Source organism: Turicibacter sp. H121, assembly GCF_001543345.1.
Classification (GTDB): Bacteria; Bacillota_I; Bacilli_A; order MOL361; family Turicibacteraceae; genus Turicibacter; species Turicibacter bilis.
On sequence record NZ_CP013476.1, the window covers coordinates 838,141 to 853,487 of the forward strand.

The following is a 15,347-nucleotide window of genomic DNA, read 5'->3' on the forward strand; positions in this document are numbered from 1 at the left end:
TTACATACTCCTCGTTTATTTTTTCTATATTATTACATCTTCTTTTTTGCCGATACAATCAGCATCATTGGGCGTCGCATTTCATCCGCCATCCCCGGAATATCCATCATGTTCTCTGGCGGCTGTGGCTCCACAATCTGATTTATTATAAAACTATTTGAAAGCAGTGTATTTAGATATGTGGTCAGTGTTCTATGATATTTTGTAACCTTTTCTTCCAAAAACATAGCTGTCCGTTTGCCCTCATAATAATAATTGTCCACCGGGAAATGCAGTATTTCTCCTTTTTCGTTATAATACCAGTCTTGTGTTCCATGAGCAGTAAAAACAGGATGTTCAACTGTAAAAACTAAATTGCCACCAGCCTTCAGCATCCTATATATCTTTTTTATTAAATTCTCATAGTCTGCTACATAATGAAACGCAAGCGAACTTAGTATTACATCAAAGCTCTCCTCTAGGAAATCCACATCTTCTATGGCACAGCATTCATATTCAATCTGTGGAAAATGGGTTTTTCCTTTTGCTACTTCGAGCATTTTATGAGAAATATCAACACCTACTACAGAGGAAGCACCGTTTTCCATCGCATATATACAGTGCCATCCATAGCCGCATCCTAAATCAAGCACACGCTTACCCTTAAAATCAGGTAGCATCTTTTTCAAAGTCTCCCATTCTCCCGCACCAGCCAGTCCTTTCTGCGAGCGACTCATTTGACTGTATTTTTGAAAAAATATATTATCATCATATTTGTTTTCTTTCATCTGAACTCTCCTCGTTTAAAAAGTTATTTATCTCCGATACAATTTCATTCACTTCATTATAAAGCTTCTCGGTCATGTCGTAGCATTCAAAAAGTGAGATACCGAGTACTTCAAAAATATGATTTACCTTCTCGGTATATTTTTCAGGTTTATGTTCAAAAGTTTCAAGCAGTTTTATAGCTTTCTTTTCGTTAATGCAATAAGCATTATTGCATGCAAATAGTACTTGATTTAAGCATGAAATAATACGAAAAACATGGCCTGCAATATAATATTTATCCTCTGCTCCCGCATTTGCTTTTACAAACATTAAAGAGAACTCTGCTTCAAATATAAAAAAGTTTATCAAGTTCTTCTTTAGAGCACCAGGGTAAATTTCTGCCTGATTTTTTAATTCGCATAAGCGTTCATTCTTAGCATATTGTATCTTGCTGATCGCCAATTCTCCACGATACATAGCACTTATATAACCATGGGGATGCCCAGTCTGATAATTGGCAGTAACAATTCCTTGCTCCGTATCTTTGATTATTTGTTCCACCCGTTTTATATCACGTAAAATCAAGTCAACATGATACCCGTTTATAACTAACCATCCGCCGCCATTAATCCAATCACCCCACGCTCCGGGAGGTACAACAAGGTCGTTTCTATTCTCATCATCCAACTCTGTAGCAATTTGGTTAATCGCTGTCAGGTCAAATGATTCTGATTTGTAATAGATTCCGATATCTATATCAGAATCCTCTGTATGGGTACCTCTTGCACGGGAACCCCCTAATACGATGCCTTCTATATAAGGCAAAGAGGATAATTTTTCTGTCACTGATTGAATAATATTATCTATCATACTGAATCACTCCTTTCAATATCAAAAGCTATATCCCATGCTGAGAAACGCCTTTTTTGCCATGTGTTCCTTATGCTTTACGTATATTTCTATGGAAAGGGGGCCTTCAAAATTCATCTTGAAGGCCTTATTTTCCCTGATTAGAGGTCTAACCTACTTAACGTTTAGATAAAATCAATAACCTCTTTCACTGGCCTACTTACGATCTGTCAAATACGAAAAGTAAATTAATTATCGGACTAAGTTTAATTTCTTATCTTTGATTTCATAAATCACATCAGCCACATTATCAAGCAGCCGTTTGTCATGGGTGATAAACACTATAGTTCCGGCATACTCCTTCATTAGTATTTCCAAAGCATCTAAGCTTGGTATGTCAAGGAAGTTGCTGGGTTCATCCATTAGTAAGATGTTATATCTACCCATAAGCATTTTAGCTAGCAATAATTTCATAATTTCGCCGCCGCTTAAAACAGATAAACTTTTTCCAATATCGTTTTGTTTAAACCCCATTGATGCTAGCACGGAACGGATTTCTGAAACATTGTAATCACAATCCTCCTGCATAAACTCCAGGACTTTCTGATTACTGTTGTACTTGTAACCATTTTGTGCAAAGTAACCTATTTTTGCCTTAGGTGAAATAGAAATTCCATCTTCATGGTTTAAGATCATTTGGATTAACGTTGTTTTACCTGTTCCATTACCACCAGTTAGAGCCACTTTTGCTCCAAGCGGAATTTGAAAAGATGCATTTTCAAACAGTACCTTATCTCCAAATATTTTAGTAATTTCCTTACCGACAATAGGATATGGATTGTGGAGCTCCAATGCTTTACTTTGCCTGAAACGAATCCTACGAATATCTTCTGGAGCTTCTACACTTCCTAAGGCCGCAATCCTATGTTCTAGGGATTTAGCGGCATTATGCATCTTTTTTGCCTTACTTCCTATTGATTTTTGATGAGCTAAACGCCCTCCGCCTTTAGTACTTTTTTTCTTTGAAGCACCTTTTGCCTTCTGTCCTATTTTACGAGCCTGTTTTCGCTTTTCCTCCGCAGCCCTTTCCAATCGGGCACGTTCCGCAACAAATTGTTCGTATTCTGCAGCTTGGCTCTTGCGTTCTTCCTCTTTCTGACGAAGATAATCAGAATAGTTTCCCCAATACTCAGTGATTTTGCCATCTTTCAGTTCCCATATTTTATCTACTACCTCATCAAGAAAATAGCGGTCATGGCTAATAACTAACAGTGCACCTGTAAAATATTTTAGCTGTCCAATTAGAAAATCAATTCCTTCACGGTCTAAATGGCTCGTAGGTTCATCCGCTAAAATACCATGAACCTGTGCCGATAAGGCCTGTGCTATTTTAAGTCTTGTTTCTTCACCACCGCTCATGGTCTGTATATCTAATTGCTCAACACCGAGCTTGCCCACAAGTACAAAATCTTTCTCCTCCTGCAAAGTTACTTCGTCCAACTGAGGGATATAGGCAAGTTCACCCAGACGATTCATTTTACATCCTGGGGGAGTTAATTCTCCTAAAAGTACCTTGAGTAACGTGCTTTTTCCTGCACCATTTGCTCCTACTAAACCAATACGGTCATAATCATACACTTCTAATTCATCTATATCTAAACAAGTGCGTCCTTTAAATTCCACACGAATGTCTTTTGCTTTTAATATCAATTCCATAACATTTTCCTCCTGTCTATAATCGCATGTTTTCATTTGCTTGTACGCAGGGAAAACCCTGCGATTTTAGCAGGAAAAATTACATGAAAATTAAATACATAAAAATGGCCCTCCTATGAATTTTGTTTTAAATCTAATTTTCTAATCTCAGTTATCATTGGGCAAACTATTGCAATGCAAATAATTAAAATACCTGATAGTAAAAACCAATGATTTACACCGATTCTATCAGCAAAGAATCCAGAAAGAATTAACCCAATTGGCATAGCAAGAGACATGATACTTCCAGTTAAAGAAAATACACGTCCTAAATATTCAGGCTTAATTTTCTCCTGAAAAAGAGCTGTTTGCACACCGCTGTAAAACGGAACCGAAAGCCCCATTATTGCACAGCAGACTACAAATATGAAAAATCCACTTTGGGGAAGTAATCCTGAAATGGTTAAGCTTATCCCCATCATAAAAATGGATGCCGTTATTAATAAGATTCGCTTTTGGTAATTCCCAAATAACCCTAATAATAGACCCCCTATCAACATACCAGAGGCATAAGCAATCTCCGTAATAGAAATATACATCGGTGTACCATTAAAATATTCCATAGTGATTAAAGGATATAAAGCATTTATGGGCATATAAACAAACATATATAATGTTCCAACGAGTAATAAAGCAAATAATCCTTTATTTTGCCGTAGTACAGCCATTCCTTCTTTCATTTCTCGTATGAAATTTGGTTTCAAACTTTGCACTTGATCACCCAGCTTAGGAATACGTACAATTGCTACCGTAATAGATGCAATCACAGCACCCAATACATCGATGGCAATAATAGCATTTAGTTCCCAAACGGAGTATAAGAGTGCTGCAACCGCCGGACTAACAATATAGCTTATAGACTGCAAAGACTGACTATAGCCTGCACATTTCGTAAGCTGTTCTTCTGGTACTAAAAGTGGCGTAACCGCATTGAGAGCCGGGGTGTGAAAAGCCGTTCCAATGCTACGGATAAACAATACTACCATAACCATCCAGATAGGTAGCTCCATATACAATGCAACAATAGCAAGCACTGCCCCAGCTGCTGCGATAATTAAATCAGCACCAATCATTATCTTCTTCCTATCATGACGATCCACTAATACACCAATAGCTGGTCCAAAGACCGCATAGGGTAAAAAACCTACTAGTGAAGCCATAGACAAGACCATCGCAGATCCTGTTTTCTCTGTAAGGTAAAAAATGATCGCCATTTGCAGGATGGCACTAGTGATTAATGATACTGCCTGCCCTGCCCATATTGTATAAAACTTAAGTTTCCAATTGTTGTATTTTTCCATTTATATTATCTCCTGCATATTATTTTGCTTGAATTTCTATTTTGAATAGCATTCTAGGCAATAAAAAATGCAGGCCTAAATCCACAATGTGGCTTTTGGTCTGCATACATACAATTTGGAAACATTCATATTAAAGACATAGTTAAATAAAGGTATAGTTAAATAACTTATATCTCACCGTAACTAATGAATGCTCAATATCGTATAAATAAGCACAACAAAAAAGCCTATCATCGGGGATAAGATTCTGCTTTTTTTATTGCCAGCTTATCTTAAACGCATTGAGGCTGTCATAGTTTCGGTTCCTCCTAAACTCTTATTTGTATCAGCATATATTTTAACACAATAAGTTGTTTTAAGCAACGTTTAAAATTGAAAAAAGCCACGGACAGTACAACAAACATATACATCTCAGGAAGATAATATTGATTTAATTATAGATTACCTGAATATACCGATAAGCCATGCTTAATACAATAAACAAATAGTTTGCCACCGGTAGTTATAGGAAACCTACAAGTTGGACTTTGTTCTGGGTACAAGCGATTTAGAAATACTCTGTCACTTTTAACACAGGCCACAAAAGAAAGATAATGATCTTTGGTCATTGGATGGTCAAAAGTGACAAAGTAATCAGTATCTATTTCCTCTACCGTGATTTTTGGTGCAATAGTTGCAACAGTAGGCAAGATACGTTCTAACTTTCTTCCGCAGCAGAAGATAGAGGCACTTCCTGTGCTCACCAAAATATTTCCACAGGAAGGACAGACGTAAAAACGTACTTTATCAATATTGCCGCTGTCCGGCTTATTTGATGTGATTTCACCCTCCATCATCTGTTTCATATCAACACCCAAAATAGTAGATAGTTCTGGCCACAGCGATAGGTCAGGACATCCTAAACCACATTCCCATTTTGAAACAGTTTTATTTTGAATACCCAGTGCATCTGCAATATTTCTCTGGGTAAGTTTTTTTTCCTTTCGTAGCTTGGCAATTAAATTGCCTATTTTCACACAGTCCATGCCACCACCTCCATTTCTCTTTAGTATATCATACTACATGAACCTTGCGATTATTTGTACCAACCTTGCTGGAAGCTGCTTCAAATCGGTTATATCCAGTGTATTTTCAGCACCGTAAAGTTCTCGGATGGCCTCCTTATCCTGTCCAATGGCTGCAGCTAGGAACTGGATCAATGTCAACAACTTAAGAAAAATGATTAGTACTAAACATAATCATGCAATTTATTTGAATTAGTTTCTCAACTCCTTAATACTTAACTTTAGACTAAGTATTAAGGAGTTTTTTTCATGAGAAGGCAACAAGGCATTAAAATCACCAAAGGAATTCATGATACAATACTAAGTATTGAATTTTTAAATCAGTTTAGACTGTCTGAAAGATATTTTACAAGGAAAAGGAAGTTGACATTTGTGAATCTAGTCGTATTTATTCTTAATTTTTTATCTAAATCAACCCAAGCAGAGTTAAATCAATTTTTTGATTTTATGACGATCAAAGAACGGATTAGCCAACAAGCTTTTTCTAAAGCTCGTCAAAAAATCAGCCCCGAAGCTTTTAAATATTTATTTGAATTAACAGTCAAAGGATTGATGGAAGATGAGGAAAGTGTGCGCTGGAATGGGTATCGTCTATTTGCGATTGATTCAACTGAAGTTCATTTAGAACCAACTAAAGAATTGATCGAAGTCTATGGTCAGAAGAAACATAATCAAAATTGTAAAGCAAGAGTTTCAATTTTATGTGATGTAAATGAGGGGATGATTATTGATGCTCAGATGGATTCGTATGCCGTAGGCGAGCGAGTTCTTGCCAAAAGACACCTAGAAGTCTTCGAAGCGTATAAGCGAAAAAAGGATTTAATTATTTTTGATCGTGGTTACCCTTCAAAAGAACTTATTGCGATGTTAAGTGAGAAAAAGATTAAGTTTCTAATGAGAGTTCAAAAAAGTTTCAGTCAATTAATTGATGAATCGACACAAGAAGATTATTATATGGATCTTAGTTATCAAAAGAAAACTTATAAAGTTCGAATCATAAAGTTAAAACTTCCCTCTAATGAAATCGAAGTCCTTGTAACGAATGTCGGAAGAAATCAATTTAAAAAATCAGAATTTATGGAGCTATATTTTAAAAGATGGCCCATCGAAACGAAATATAATACCATTAAAAATAAACTGAAACTTGAAAACTTTTCAGGGCGAACATTAATCTCAGTGCAACAGGATTTCTATGCGACGATGTTCTTATCTCATCTGGTGGCGATTTCAAAAGTTATCGCCGATGAATCCATTCGAGAGATGAATCGAGAAAAAGATCTAAAATACAACTACCAAGTCAATGAAAGTATGTTGATAGGTCACTTGAAAAATCGTTTAGTGAAATGCTTATTAGAAAAGAACGATAGTAAACGAGAACAATTATTGAATGAAATCATAGAAGATGCCATACATTCTCGTGTTCCCATTAGGCCTGGCCGCAGCTTTAAACGTAAAAACATTGATAAAAAGAAACGATCGATTAAACGACCGTTGAAAAGTAACCTATAAAAACGAATCATCTGATGACTAAAATCAATATCTGATTTGGGGAGGGGGAAAGACTACCCATTTTTCACAAAAACCCTGATAAAGCTCAAAAAATCATCAACTTTTTTAGGTTGATAATTTTTTTATAGTCTGTTAAGTTGTTGACATTGACCCAGGTACTTAGCTTCCATGCTAAGGAACCCGCTAATGGCATTTACTAAGTTCTTGCGGTCTGTTCCACTTACATTAAAATGGTAAATCATATGCATTTCCTCCTTCAATTGGTAGGTACATATTCGCTCGAAACCGCACAGATATCCAGTAAATTCGATACGGGAAAACCGCCAAAAAATCCCAGAAAAATGTGTTCATTTTAGCCAAACTTCTCGTTAAGGTATCTCCAGGTATAGCTTGGCAGAATTTCTCAAATCCCATGTGACCATTATGCTCCATCAGCTCGCTTGCTGCGTTCAGTTCTTCTTTCGTCCAATCTCTGCTCATCTGCAAATCCTCCATTTCGTTTTGGTAGGTTGTATATTCGCTTTGATTACAGGCAATAGAAGGTCAATCTGGCCACATAATTGTCACAAAAATGCAAAGCTAGAACTGTGCACAATTTTATCGGTTCTCGAAAAGAAGCAATATATCCTTCATACCCGATCTGTATAGAAAATCCCAGCATAGTACCCACCGCCAGTTTACTGCACTCACATAACGGTCTATTTGAACTCTCACCGCTTTGGGAAGGTTCAATTTCTGTATCTCTTCTTCGTATTTCTTAATCTCGTCAATCGCTTCCCGGTACTGCTGATTCTGTTCTATTAATTCATTTTCCAACTCATCCGCTCTTGTTTTTATGAAAAAATCCAGAAGATGGCCTGTTACTCCTTCTTCCGGATTCATGATTTCTTTCTTCAATTTTGCAAGCATATTTCCGTAGGAAAACATCATGGACTGCCCCATATAGAAATGATATTCTCTCTCTATCATTTCCACTCTATCTTCCAGTTCAAAATATGTGTGTAATATCTCATGTTCTTCTGCTGTCAGCGTAACCCCATCCTCCGTCTCAAACACGGCATGTACATTCGGATACTGCTCCAGCAATTCCATTATTCTCTGTTTTGCGTTACGATACTCTGCGTGGTGTCCTCTCAAATGCTCACACACCTTCCGATCTACTGTTTCGTCAAGTGTACATTCCATCCAGTATGAATCCTGTTTATTTACCATAATTAACCCCTCTTTTCTGCCTAATAGCCTTTGTCAGTTATAGAACTATATCACTTTTGGGTAAAATAGCAATTCATCAGATGTACTGAAAAATAGGGGGAGGATATTGGTGACTTTACGCATCAAAACCTGCACCAGACCGCACAACTATCGTATACACATAACGACAGCCAGTCAGTTCGAGTATGTAATATCACTAAAGTTATGCTCTACTTTTTGCGTGATGTAGGACTATTTCTACGACTCATACTGACAATAGTCCTATCGTCTCAGTAGCCCAAAAAGTAGTTTCTTGTCTCAACCCTATCAAAACCCAGACTACAGGACTATCGTCAAAGCAAAAAGAAAAGGGCTTCCGGGAGGATGTCAACTGCGGTAAACTCTCGAAATCCCTTTATTTCTGGGCTTTTTCAGTCCTGAATTACTTTACTTTTGACAGAAGAACAACCGTCTCCACATGCCTTGGGACGTGCCGATTGATGTCAGAGGTTGCTGATTTTTTGATTTTAGAACTTGTCCAGAAAAACCGCTTTGAGGGAATTTGTCCACGAACAAACCTGTTGTTAATCCGAAAGTTTATTCCTCCTCTTGATTTTTTTATAGTGATCGTTTCATAGCACGGGCCTGCCCCTGTCGGTCGAAGTCGGTATACGTCAGTGAGCTTTCCATCTCGGACACGATTTCAGCCTTATGATCCTGGAATGTGGTGCCGTCTCCGCCGAATATGCCTGTACCGTTCAGGCTCGCCGGGCTGGTATGAGCGGTCATAAATGTAACCGGATCGCATTCGAGGTTCTCTACAAAGAGCTTCAGTTCCTCAAGCAGTCCGCGTTCATCCAGCGGGTCGAACTCGCCGCGCTCCGCCTGGGCTGCAAGATCGGTGTCACCGAAAAGCACAAGACCGGCACATCCGACAAGCACGGGATTGCAGGCGGAGAAAACTTTTGCGGAGTTGATCGCATGCTCGCGGCTGTGTGATGTACCGGCTGCACCGTTCAAAAATGTCATCCAGTAGCTGATGCCAGCTTCATCGAGTCTTGCGGTCTGCTCCAGAATATCTGCGGATGTGTAACCCTTGTTCATACGCTCAAGCGTCCAATCGTCACCACTCTCCACGCCCAGCCATACTGCAGCGAGACCTTTTTGCCTGAGCATCTTCAATTCATTGACCGTCTTGTTTCGCACATCGGTCACGCGCCCTGCGCAGCCGACCCATGACACCTTCGGCAAATTCTCGTTGATCAAATCCATAATTGCATCAAGCCGCTCGAACGAAAGGCAGAAGGGGTTCGCACCCACCAGTTCGAGCCGAGTAGCTCCCGGGTTACGCACAGCAAGTTCTCTAATATCTGCCTCCACCCATTCGGAAGGGCTTGGGCGGAAACGTACACTCTTGTACATGTTGCAGAATGCGCACTTGTTGTGCGTACAGCCTTGCGTCACCTCCAGCAGTGGTATGGGACGTATCATCGGATTGCTATATAGCGGTTCAGTGAAATGCATTATCTTATTCTCCTTTCGATTTCGTTTAACTTTTCCTTCACGGAAACATTATTGAGTTGTTTATGTCGGCAGTGTTAGCGCTTGTTATTTTCTGATTTAGCGGATACTCAGCCCAAGTTGGTATGCTTCCTGCAATTTCTGATCTTCAAAGCCAATCACCTGTCCAAGATCCTGACAGCCGATGATGAATTTCCAGACAGCATACCAGGTCTGGGCAGCCTGTGCGCCTCCGCCACGATAGGTCATCAGGAGTGCTGTAGATTTCCGGCTCAGATGCTCAAGCCCTGCGTGCCCGGTAGCAGCCAAGGCAGCCGTGGATATCCATGTGCGCCACCTGAAATTCGGTCACCTGATGTCCGGCATACTCGGCTCCCTCTGTGAACGCCCGACCATCGCTGCGGTATATGCTTTATTGCTGTTGGAACCGTTCAAAACAACGACCCGCTTCACGATGCGACCTTTTTCCCAAGCTCATATGCCTGCTCCATTGTCTCAGGCCATACTGTCTCTCTGCGCTGCTTTTTATAAGCTTCGTTTGCCGCATCTCCTACGTAGAACCTGTCATATTTATCCGACTGCAACGTCTCTGTAGCTGCCACATAGCCAACATGCTGATGGAACAGTCCGAACAGCATCTCGTACTTCCCGGCAATGTCCGCAACATAGGATTCCGGCGCATTCATTGTATAGATGCATCCGATTTTCTTCTTGCTGTCCATAAATGCCGGGCCTTCATAGTTGAGAACTTGAAACATAAAACGCTCAAAGAAAGCCCTGCTCTCAGCTGTAATATCTCCAAAGTAGATCGGAGAGCCAAGTATAACAGCATCCGCGCTATCAATTGCCTGTAAAACAGGTTTAAGGTCGTCGTTCACAACACAGTCTCCATTGTTTTTTCCACCCTTCACTTTACAGGCAAAGCAGCTCTTGCAGCCGGAGAACTTCAGATCATAAAGATTGATGTACTCAGTTTCTGCTCCGGCATCCCTTGCGCCTTTTCAGCTTCTTTGAGCAGTAGATCGGTGTTCCAACCCTTGCGCGGGCTTCCGTTTAATATAATAACTTTCATATTGGTATACTCCTTATCATCCGCTCCCCGCCGCCGATGGAATGTCGGCAGTGTGGGAGGCTTGTTATGTTCTGCAAATCAAAATTCGCAAATGTAATCCTGTAACTATTTCAAATTCCGCTTCTTGATTACCGCTACTTGACACGGAACCCGGCCATCGAATAACTGATAATCTACAATCTCAAATCCCTGTTCTTCTAAAAATACGCGATACGATTCTGAAGTGAACTGGTGTTAGTATAAAGTAGTGGACACATTAAGTCGAACTAAGTAAAATAATATTTAGTTAAGAAAGGATGTGTCCATTATGGGAAAGGGCAGAAGATATGATCAAGAATATAAGGATATGATAGTAGACTTATTTAAGTCAGGAATGAGCTTAGCAGAGCTAAGTAGCGAATATGGCATTGCAAAATCAACAATCAACGGCTGGATTAAAGATGTAAAAGAAATTAAAGTAGATGAGAATGAAGTTATGACATTAAAAGAAGTTAAAGAATTAAAAAAAGAAATGGCAAGAATTAAAGAGGAAAATGAAATATTAAAAAAAGCTATGGCCATATTTGCAACAAGAAATTAGACAAAGTAATAGAATTTATAGATTCTAATAAAAGCAACCATGATATCAAGACTATGTGTACCGTTCTAGGCGTAGCCAGGAGTACATATTATAAATTTTTTGATAAAACTAAATCAGCAAGACAATTAGAAAATGAGGAATTAAAAGCAGCTATTAGTAGAATATACAAAGCTAATAAAGGAATATATGGAGCTCCGAGGATTCATCATATACTTGTTACAGAAGGCTTTAATGTATCTTTGAAGAGAGTTCAAAGAAAAATGATTGAACTTGGCCTTTGTGCAGTGACTGTAAAAAAATACAAGCCTCATTCTAATAAGAAAGTAGCAGAAGGGTTAGAAAACGTTTTAAAGAGAAATTTCTCAACTACTTCTATTAATGAAAAATGGGTAGGAGATATTACATATATTCATACTATCAAAGATGGTTGGTGCTATTTAGCTTCAGTTCTTGACTTGCATTCTAAAAAAATAATTGGCTATGCTTTTGGTAAAAGAATGACAAATAATTTAGTTATTAAAGCTTTAAAAAATGCTTATTACAGCCAGAATCCTGATAAAAATAAACCTTTAATATTCCATTCAGACTTAGGATCTCAATACACAAGTAATGATTTAAAAGAACTATGTAAAGAATTTAATATTATACAATCATTTAGCAAAAAAGGTTGTCCGTATGACAATGCTTGCATTGAATCTTTTCATTCTTCAATAAAGAAGGAAGAAATCTATAGAAATACATATCGTACCTTCGAAGAAGCTAATGTAGCTATATTTAAATATATTGAAGGTTGGTATAACAGAAAAAGGCTACACTCTTCTATTAATTACATGACTCCAGATCAATGTAAATTACTAGCTAGAAGTGCAGCATAAAAAAGTTTGACTTTTTGTGTCTAAAATATTGACATAAGACCAAACTGTCTTTTGAAAGCAGCCAATCTCACGGATTCAGGTGTTAGTAAACGGTCATTTATATTTTTCCGTATCTTTTCACCCGAAAAATCATCATTTCTCCGCCGACATCTATCCCGGCAACTCAACACCCGACATCTAATCCGAGGTCTAAACATACCCTCCGCCGATTTTGCCCGACATCTATCTCACACACTCAACTCTGCCCTGACATCTAAATCACTGTCTCAATGGGCGACATCTAAATCGAGGTCTAAACTATACCTCCGATTTTCGTAAAAATCCGGTTGAGATGTTTCCGTTTACAGCGAGTGCTTAGGCGTTAGGATAGATGTCACCGTTCAGAAATGGCTTAAATCAAGGCTTTTTCACACCTCAATCTTTTATGCGAGACATCAGACAGACCGTCTGCCGTCCCGGAACCTGCAGCTCTGTCTTCGCCGATGGCTCGACAATCGCTGGGTTCCTCTGGCAAGCTGTGTCTCTAAGTTCAGTCATCACTACCGCTCGACTTCATTTGAATATCTGTGTTTTATTTTTCTTTCATGTACTCGATATATTCCATCCCCCAGTGTTGCATGGCATCGAGCACAGGTCTGAATTTCTCACCTATTTCTGTCAGAGAATATTCGACATGCGGAGGGATATCCTCATACCGTGTCCGCTCTACAAGTCCATTCTCTACAAGAGATTTAAGCTGCACGGACAAGGTGGCGTGAGTAATTTTGGGCATCCGCCTTTGCAATTCATTAAACCTTATCGGTCCATCGGACAGATAAAGCAGGATAGACGGAGCCCATTTTCCGGATATCAGACTCTGCGCAGTCGCATAAGGACATTTGCCGAAACGTTCATCCAGCGTGGTTATCTGTGATGTGTCAAACTTAAACTCATCAGTCATTACACATCAAACTCTTCCTCTACTTCAAATGATCCGCGAATTTCAGCATGACCGTTCTCGAGATAGAAAAGCGCAATCTCCCAGCCGTTTTTATCGTAAGTTTCCATGAGCTGAGGCATAGCCTCATGAACCTTTGCAAGAAGCGCATCATCCTTAACGATCTTTGCAAGACCGTCATAGCGCATAAACTTGTCGCCGTTTACAGCCATGACTTCAACATGGGGATCTGCGCTAAGTTGCTTGAAGCAATTCTTGAAGGTGCCTGTTCCGAAGTAAATACGATCTCCATCTACAAGATGGAAGCAGAAAGGACGACCTTTGGGCTGGCCGTTATCAACGGTAAGGAAGGTGAAAACTTTTGCCTGTGTTAGGAACTCGCTGATTTTTTCAACATTTGTCATGGTTATGATCTCCTTAATTATTTATTGGTCATTTATTTGAACCAGTTCAATTATACGACCGTTAATCAAATCTTTCAAGTACGATTTTTTATGATACTAAGTATCACAGAAGATACCGTCCCGCAGCCGATGCTTTGTCGGCTGTGTGGGAGGCTTGTTATGACAGTTCATTCTCCTAAGTATTTAATCTGCTATCTTCTCGTAGGTTTTATCCAGAAGTTCTATTCCATAATCGGCATAGGTGCCGTTTTGCGCATCGATCAGCCATTCACAAACGGATTTATCAAAATCGTTCTGTCGCTCAAATACGTATGGAACCGAAATGATCGTATGAGAAGTCAGGTTATTGCCTTCCTCGTACCAAGGTTTTCCATCGAAGATATAAACGTGGGCATCCGCCTGCTCCTTCAGCTTCAGCACAAATTCCTTCAGCGTCTTCTGGAAGGCATCGCCATCATCCTCGTTCACAGGCATCTCCCCGGTCGTCTCGTCGATCTCTTTTGTGGAAAAATACCGCTGTACCTGCGCAAGGCTTCCGTCTCTGGTCGAACAGTCAAACAGGATATTGGCCTCCGGTATATCGTTATGAAGCGCAGTCAGTACATCCAGCGTAATGTTGTTGCTGTTGATCCTGTCTGTGATATGCTGCGGCGTTTTCCACACGTTGATTGCCGTGTCCTTCCAGTCATCAAACAGAGCAACAGAGGAATCCACCAGAACGGTCTTGTTTTTTGCATTTGGGAAATACTTGGCGAACACATCTTCAGCGAGGATCGACGCACCCCAGCCGCCTGCACTGTATCCGGTCACAATGACGTTTTCGGGATCGCTCACGCCTGCCTTTTCCATAACGAGATCCATGGCTTCGGTAAAGTTGATATAGCCGTTATGGTACAGGATCTTCTCCTTGCCGTCCTTATCAGTATAACGGAATTCGCCGGTACCGCAGTGAAAATCTCCTGTCGCATAGGGGAACATAATGACTGTCCAGCCCTTCAGCGGATTACCGTCGATATTCGTGGCCAATCCTCCCATATTCATGGTTGTGTTTGCCAGCATGTCCGGCCAGACAAGTACAGTATTGTAGGTATCATTCCTTGCAGTCTTCTCGTCGACACTCACACCGCCGCCTGCAAAATAGACCAGCACATTGTTTTCACTGCCTTTTTTGAAGAGCGCATGATACTCCTTGCCCTCCGAGCTCTTCATTTCACTGGTGGAAAGGCGGTACCATTTTCCAACCTTTGGATCTTCTTTCAGATTCGGATACTGCAGAACAGTAAAATAGACAACGACTGAAAGGACAACTGCGATGGCAAGAATGATGCCGAGTACCTTCAGTATTGTTTTCATTATCTTTTTCATAAACTTAACACTCTCCACTTGTTATATTTTTCCTGTTCCCCGTCGCCGATGGCATTCGGTAGTTGGGAGCTTCTTTTTTATTTAACATCTATCTCGAACACTCAAGACCCCTGACATCTAACTCACTAACTCAACCCTCTGACATCTAACTCGGCAACTCAACCCTCACATTTGCCG

At 39.8% G+C, this 15,347-nt stretch carries 16 protein-coding genes; 2 read left to right on the forward strand and 14 right to left on the reverse strand.

What is annotated here, in order from left to right; genetic code table 11:
* Nucleotides 1-32: 32 nt before the first annotated feature.
* The 5 genes from AT726_RS04060 to AT726_RS04080 form a co-directional block, all read right to left on the reverse strand.
* Nucleotides 33-767 carry a class I SAM-dependent methyltransferase gene (locus tag AT726_RS04060; protein ID WP_068759109.1) on the reverse strand — a complete coding sequence of 245 codons (735 nt, stop codon included), beginning with the start codon at nt 765-767 and terminating at the stop codon, nt 33-35.
* Nucleotides 748-1,617: a nucleotidyltransferase domain-containing protein gene (locus AT726_RS04065; protein ID WP_068759110.1), complete on the reverse strand. Its 870-nt coding sequence runs from the start codon at nt 1,615-1,617 to the stop codon at nt 748-750. Before AT726_RS04065 ends, AT726_RS04060 begins: the two co-directional genes overlap by 20 nt.
* Nucleotides 1,618-1,848: 231 nt before the next feature.
* Nucleotides 1,849-3,312 carry an ABC-F type ribosomal protection protein Msr(D) gene (msr(D), locus tag AT726_RS04070; RefSeq protein WP_068759111.1) on the reverse strand — a complete coding sequence of 488 codons (1,464 nt, stop codon included), beginning with the start codon at nt 3,310-3,312 and terminating at the stop codon, nt 1,849-1,851.
* Nucleotides 3,313-3,425: 113 nt separating this feature from the next.
* On the reverse strand, nt 3,426-4,652 hold the full coding sequence (gene mef(A), locus AT726_RS04075; RefSeq protein WP_068759112.1) for a macrolide efflux MFS transporter Mef(A): 1,227 nt from the start codon (nt 4,650-4,652) through the stop codon (nt 3,426-3,428).
* A gap of 434 nt (nt 4,653-5,086) precedes the next feature.
* A complete protein-coding gene (locus AT726_RS04080; protein WP_068759113.1) occupies nt 5,087-5,677 on the reverse strand; it encodes a helix-turn-helix domain-containing protein in 591 nt (196 codons plus the stop codon).
* A 288-nt stretch (nt 5,678-5,965) separates the two neighbouring features.
* On the opposite strand from AT726_RS04080, the gene AT726_RS04085 reads away from it, so the two are divergent.
* Entirely contained in the window at nt 5,966-7,225 is a 1,260-nt protein-coding gene (locus AT726_RS04085; RefSeq protein ID WP_082704876.1) for an IS4 family transposase, read from the forward strand.
* 225 nt (nt 7,226-7,450) lie between these two features.
* Here the strand turns inward: AT726_RS04085 and AT726_RS04090 are convergent, their stop codons facing one another.
* The 6 genes from AT726_RS04090 to AT726_RS13150 form a co-directional block, all read right to left on the reverse strand.
* Nucleotides 7,451-7,705, reverse strand: a complete 255-nt coding sequence (locus AT726_RS04090; protein WP_068759115.1) for a hypothetical protein — start codon at nt 7,703-7,705, stop codon at nt 7,451-7,453.
* Nucleotides 7,706-7,822: 117 nt separating this feature from the next.
* Nucleotides 7,823-8,437: a DUF6664 family protein gene (locus tag AT726_RS04095; protein ID WP_068759116.1), complete on the reverse strand. Its 615-nt coding sequence runs from the start codon at nt 8,435-8,437 to the stop codon at nt 7,823-7,825.
* 597 nt (nt 8,438-9,034) lie between these two features.
* Nucleotides 9,035-9,940, reverse strand: coding sequence for a radical SAM protein (locus AT726_RS04100; protein ID WP_068759117.1), 906 nt, complete (start codon nt 9,938-9,940; stop codon nt 9,035-9,037).
* A gap of 96 nt (nt 9,941-10,036) precedes the next feature.
* The gene (locus tag AT726_RS12815) at nt 10,037-10,246 is read right to left on the reverse strand and encodes a hypothetical protein (RefSeq protein ID WP_068759118.1); all 210 of its coding nucleotides are present in this window, start codon (nt 10,244-10,246) and stop codon (nt 10,037-10,039) included.
* Between the two features lie 140 nt (nt 10,247-10,386).
* Entirely contained in the window at nt 10,387-10,902 is a 516-nt protein-coding gene (locus AT726_RS04110; protein WP_201023093.1) for a flavodoxin family protein, read from the reverse strand.
* Nucleotides 10,884-11,009: an NAD(P)H-dependent oxidoreductase gene (locus AT726_RS13150; RefSeq protein ID WP_237297203.1), complete on the reverse strand. Its 126-nt coding sequence runs from the start codon at nt 11,007-11,009 to the stop codon at nt 10,884-10,886. Before AT726_RS13150 ends, AT726_RS04110 begins: the two co-directional genes overlap by 19 nt.
* Nucleotides 11,010-11,316: 307 nt before the next feature.
* Here AT726_RS13150 and AT726_RS04120 point away from each other — a divergent pair.
* Nucleotides 11,317-12,464 (forward strand): IS3 family transposase gene (locus AT726_RS04120; protein ID WP_144436949.1). Its coding sequence is split into 2 segments (ribosomal slippage): nt 11,317-11,560 and nt 11,560-12,464, totalling 1,149 coding nucleotides; the frame shifts between segments, so codons are not numbered across the junction.
* Between the two features lie 571 nt (nt 12,465-13,035).
* Here AT726_RS04120 and AT726_RS04125 read toward each other — a convergent pair.
* From AT726_RS04125 to AT726_RS04135, 3 genes are all read right to left on the reverse strand, one after another.
* Nucleotides 13,036-13,404 carry a winged helix-turn-helix transcriptional regulator gene (locus AT726_RS04125; protein WP_068759122.1) on the reverse strand — a complete coding sequence of 123 codons (369 nt, stop codon included), beginning with the start codon at nt 13,402-13,404 and terminating at the stop codon, nt 13,036-13,038.
* Nucleotides 13,404-13,805 carry a pyridoxamine 5'-phosphate oxidase family protein gene (locus tag AT726_RS04130; protein ID WP_068759123.1) on the reverse strand — a complete coding sequence of 134 codons (402 nt, stop codon included), beginning with the start codon at nt 13,803-13,805 and terminating at the stop codon, nt 13,404-13,406. Before AT726_RS04130 ends, AT726_RS04125 begins: the two co-directional genes overlap by 1 nt.
* A gap of 183 nt (nt 13,806-13,988) precedes the next feature.
* On the reverse strand, nt 13,989-15,170 hold the full coding sequence (locus tag AT726_RS04135) for a pectin acetylesterase-family hydrolase (protein ID WP_201023078.1): 1,182 nt from the start codon (nt 15,168-15,170) through the stop codon (nt 13,989-13,991).
* Between the last annotated feature and the right edge of the window lie 177 nt (nt 15,171-15,347).

Bases quoted from the DNA above. Each gene is read 5' to 3' on its own strand.
- AT726_RS04060 (WP_068759109.1), bottom strand. From the start codon at position 767: ATGAAAGAAAACAAATATGATGATAATATATTTTTTCAAAAATACAGT.
- AT726_RS04065 (WP_068759110.1), bottom strand. From the start codon at position 1,617: ATGATAGATAATATTATTCAATCAGTGACAGAAAAATTATCCTCTTTG.
- AT726_RS04080 (WP_068759113.1), bottom strand. From the start codon at position 5,677: ATGGACTGTGTGAAAATAGGCAATTTAATTGCCAAGCTACGAAAGGAA.
- AT726_RS04085 (WP_082704876.1), top strand. From the start codon at position 5,966: ATGAGAAGGCAACAAGGCATTAAAATCACCAAAGGAATTCATGATACA.
- AT726_RS04090 (WP_068759115.1), bottom strand. From the start codon at position 7,705: ATGAGCAGAGATTGGACGAAAGAAGAACTGAACGCAGCAAGCGAGCTG.
- AT726_RS04095 (WP_068759116.1), bottom strand. From the start codon at position 8,437: ATGGTAAATAAACAGGATTCATACTGGATGGAATGTACACTTGACGAA.
- AT726_RS04100 (WP_068759117.1), bottom strand. From the start codon at position 9,940: ATGCATTTCACTGAACCGCTATATAGCAATCCGATGATACGTCCCATA.
- AT726_RS13150 (WP_237297203.1), bottom strand. From the start codon at position 11,009: ATGAAAGTTATTATATTAAACGGAAGCCCGCGCAAGGGTTGGAACACC.
- AT726_RS04125 (WP_068759122.1), bottom strand. From the start codon at position 13,404: ATGACTGATGAGTTTAAGTTTGACACATCACAGATAACCACGCTGGAT.
- AT726_RS04130 (WP_068759123.1), bottom strand. From the start codon at position 13,805: ATGACAAATGTTGAAAAAATCAGCGAGTTCCTAACACAGGCAAAAGTT.
- AT726_RS04135 (WP_201023078.1), bottom strand. From the start codon at position 15,170: ATGAAAAAGATAATGAAAACAATACTGAAGGTACTCGGCATCATTCTT.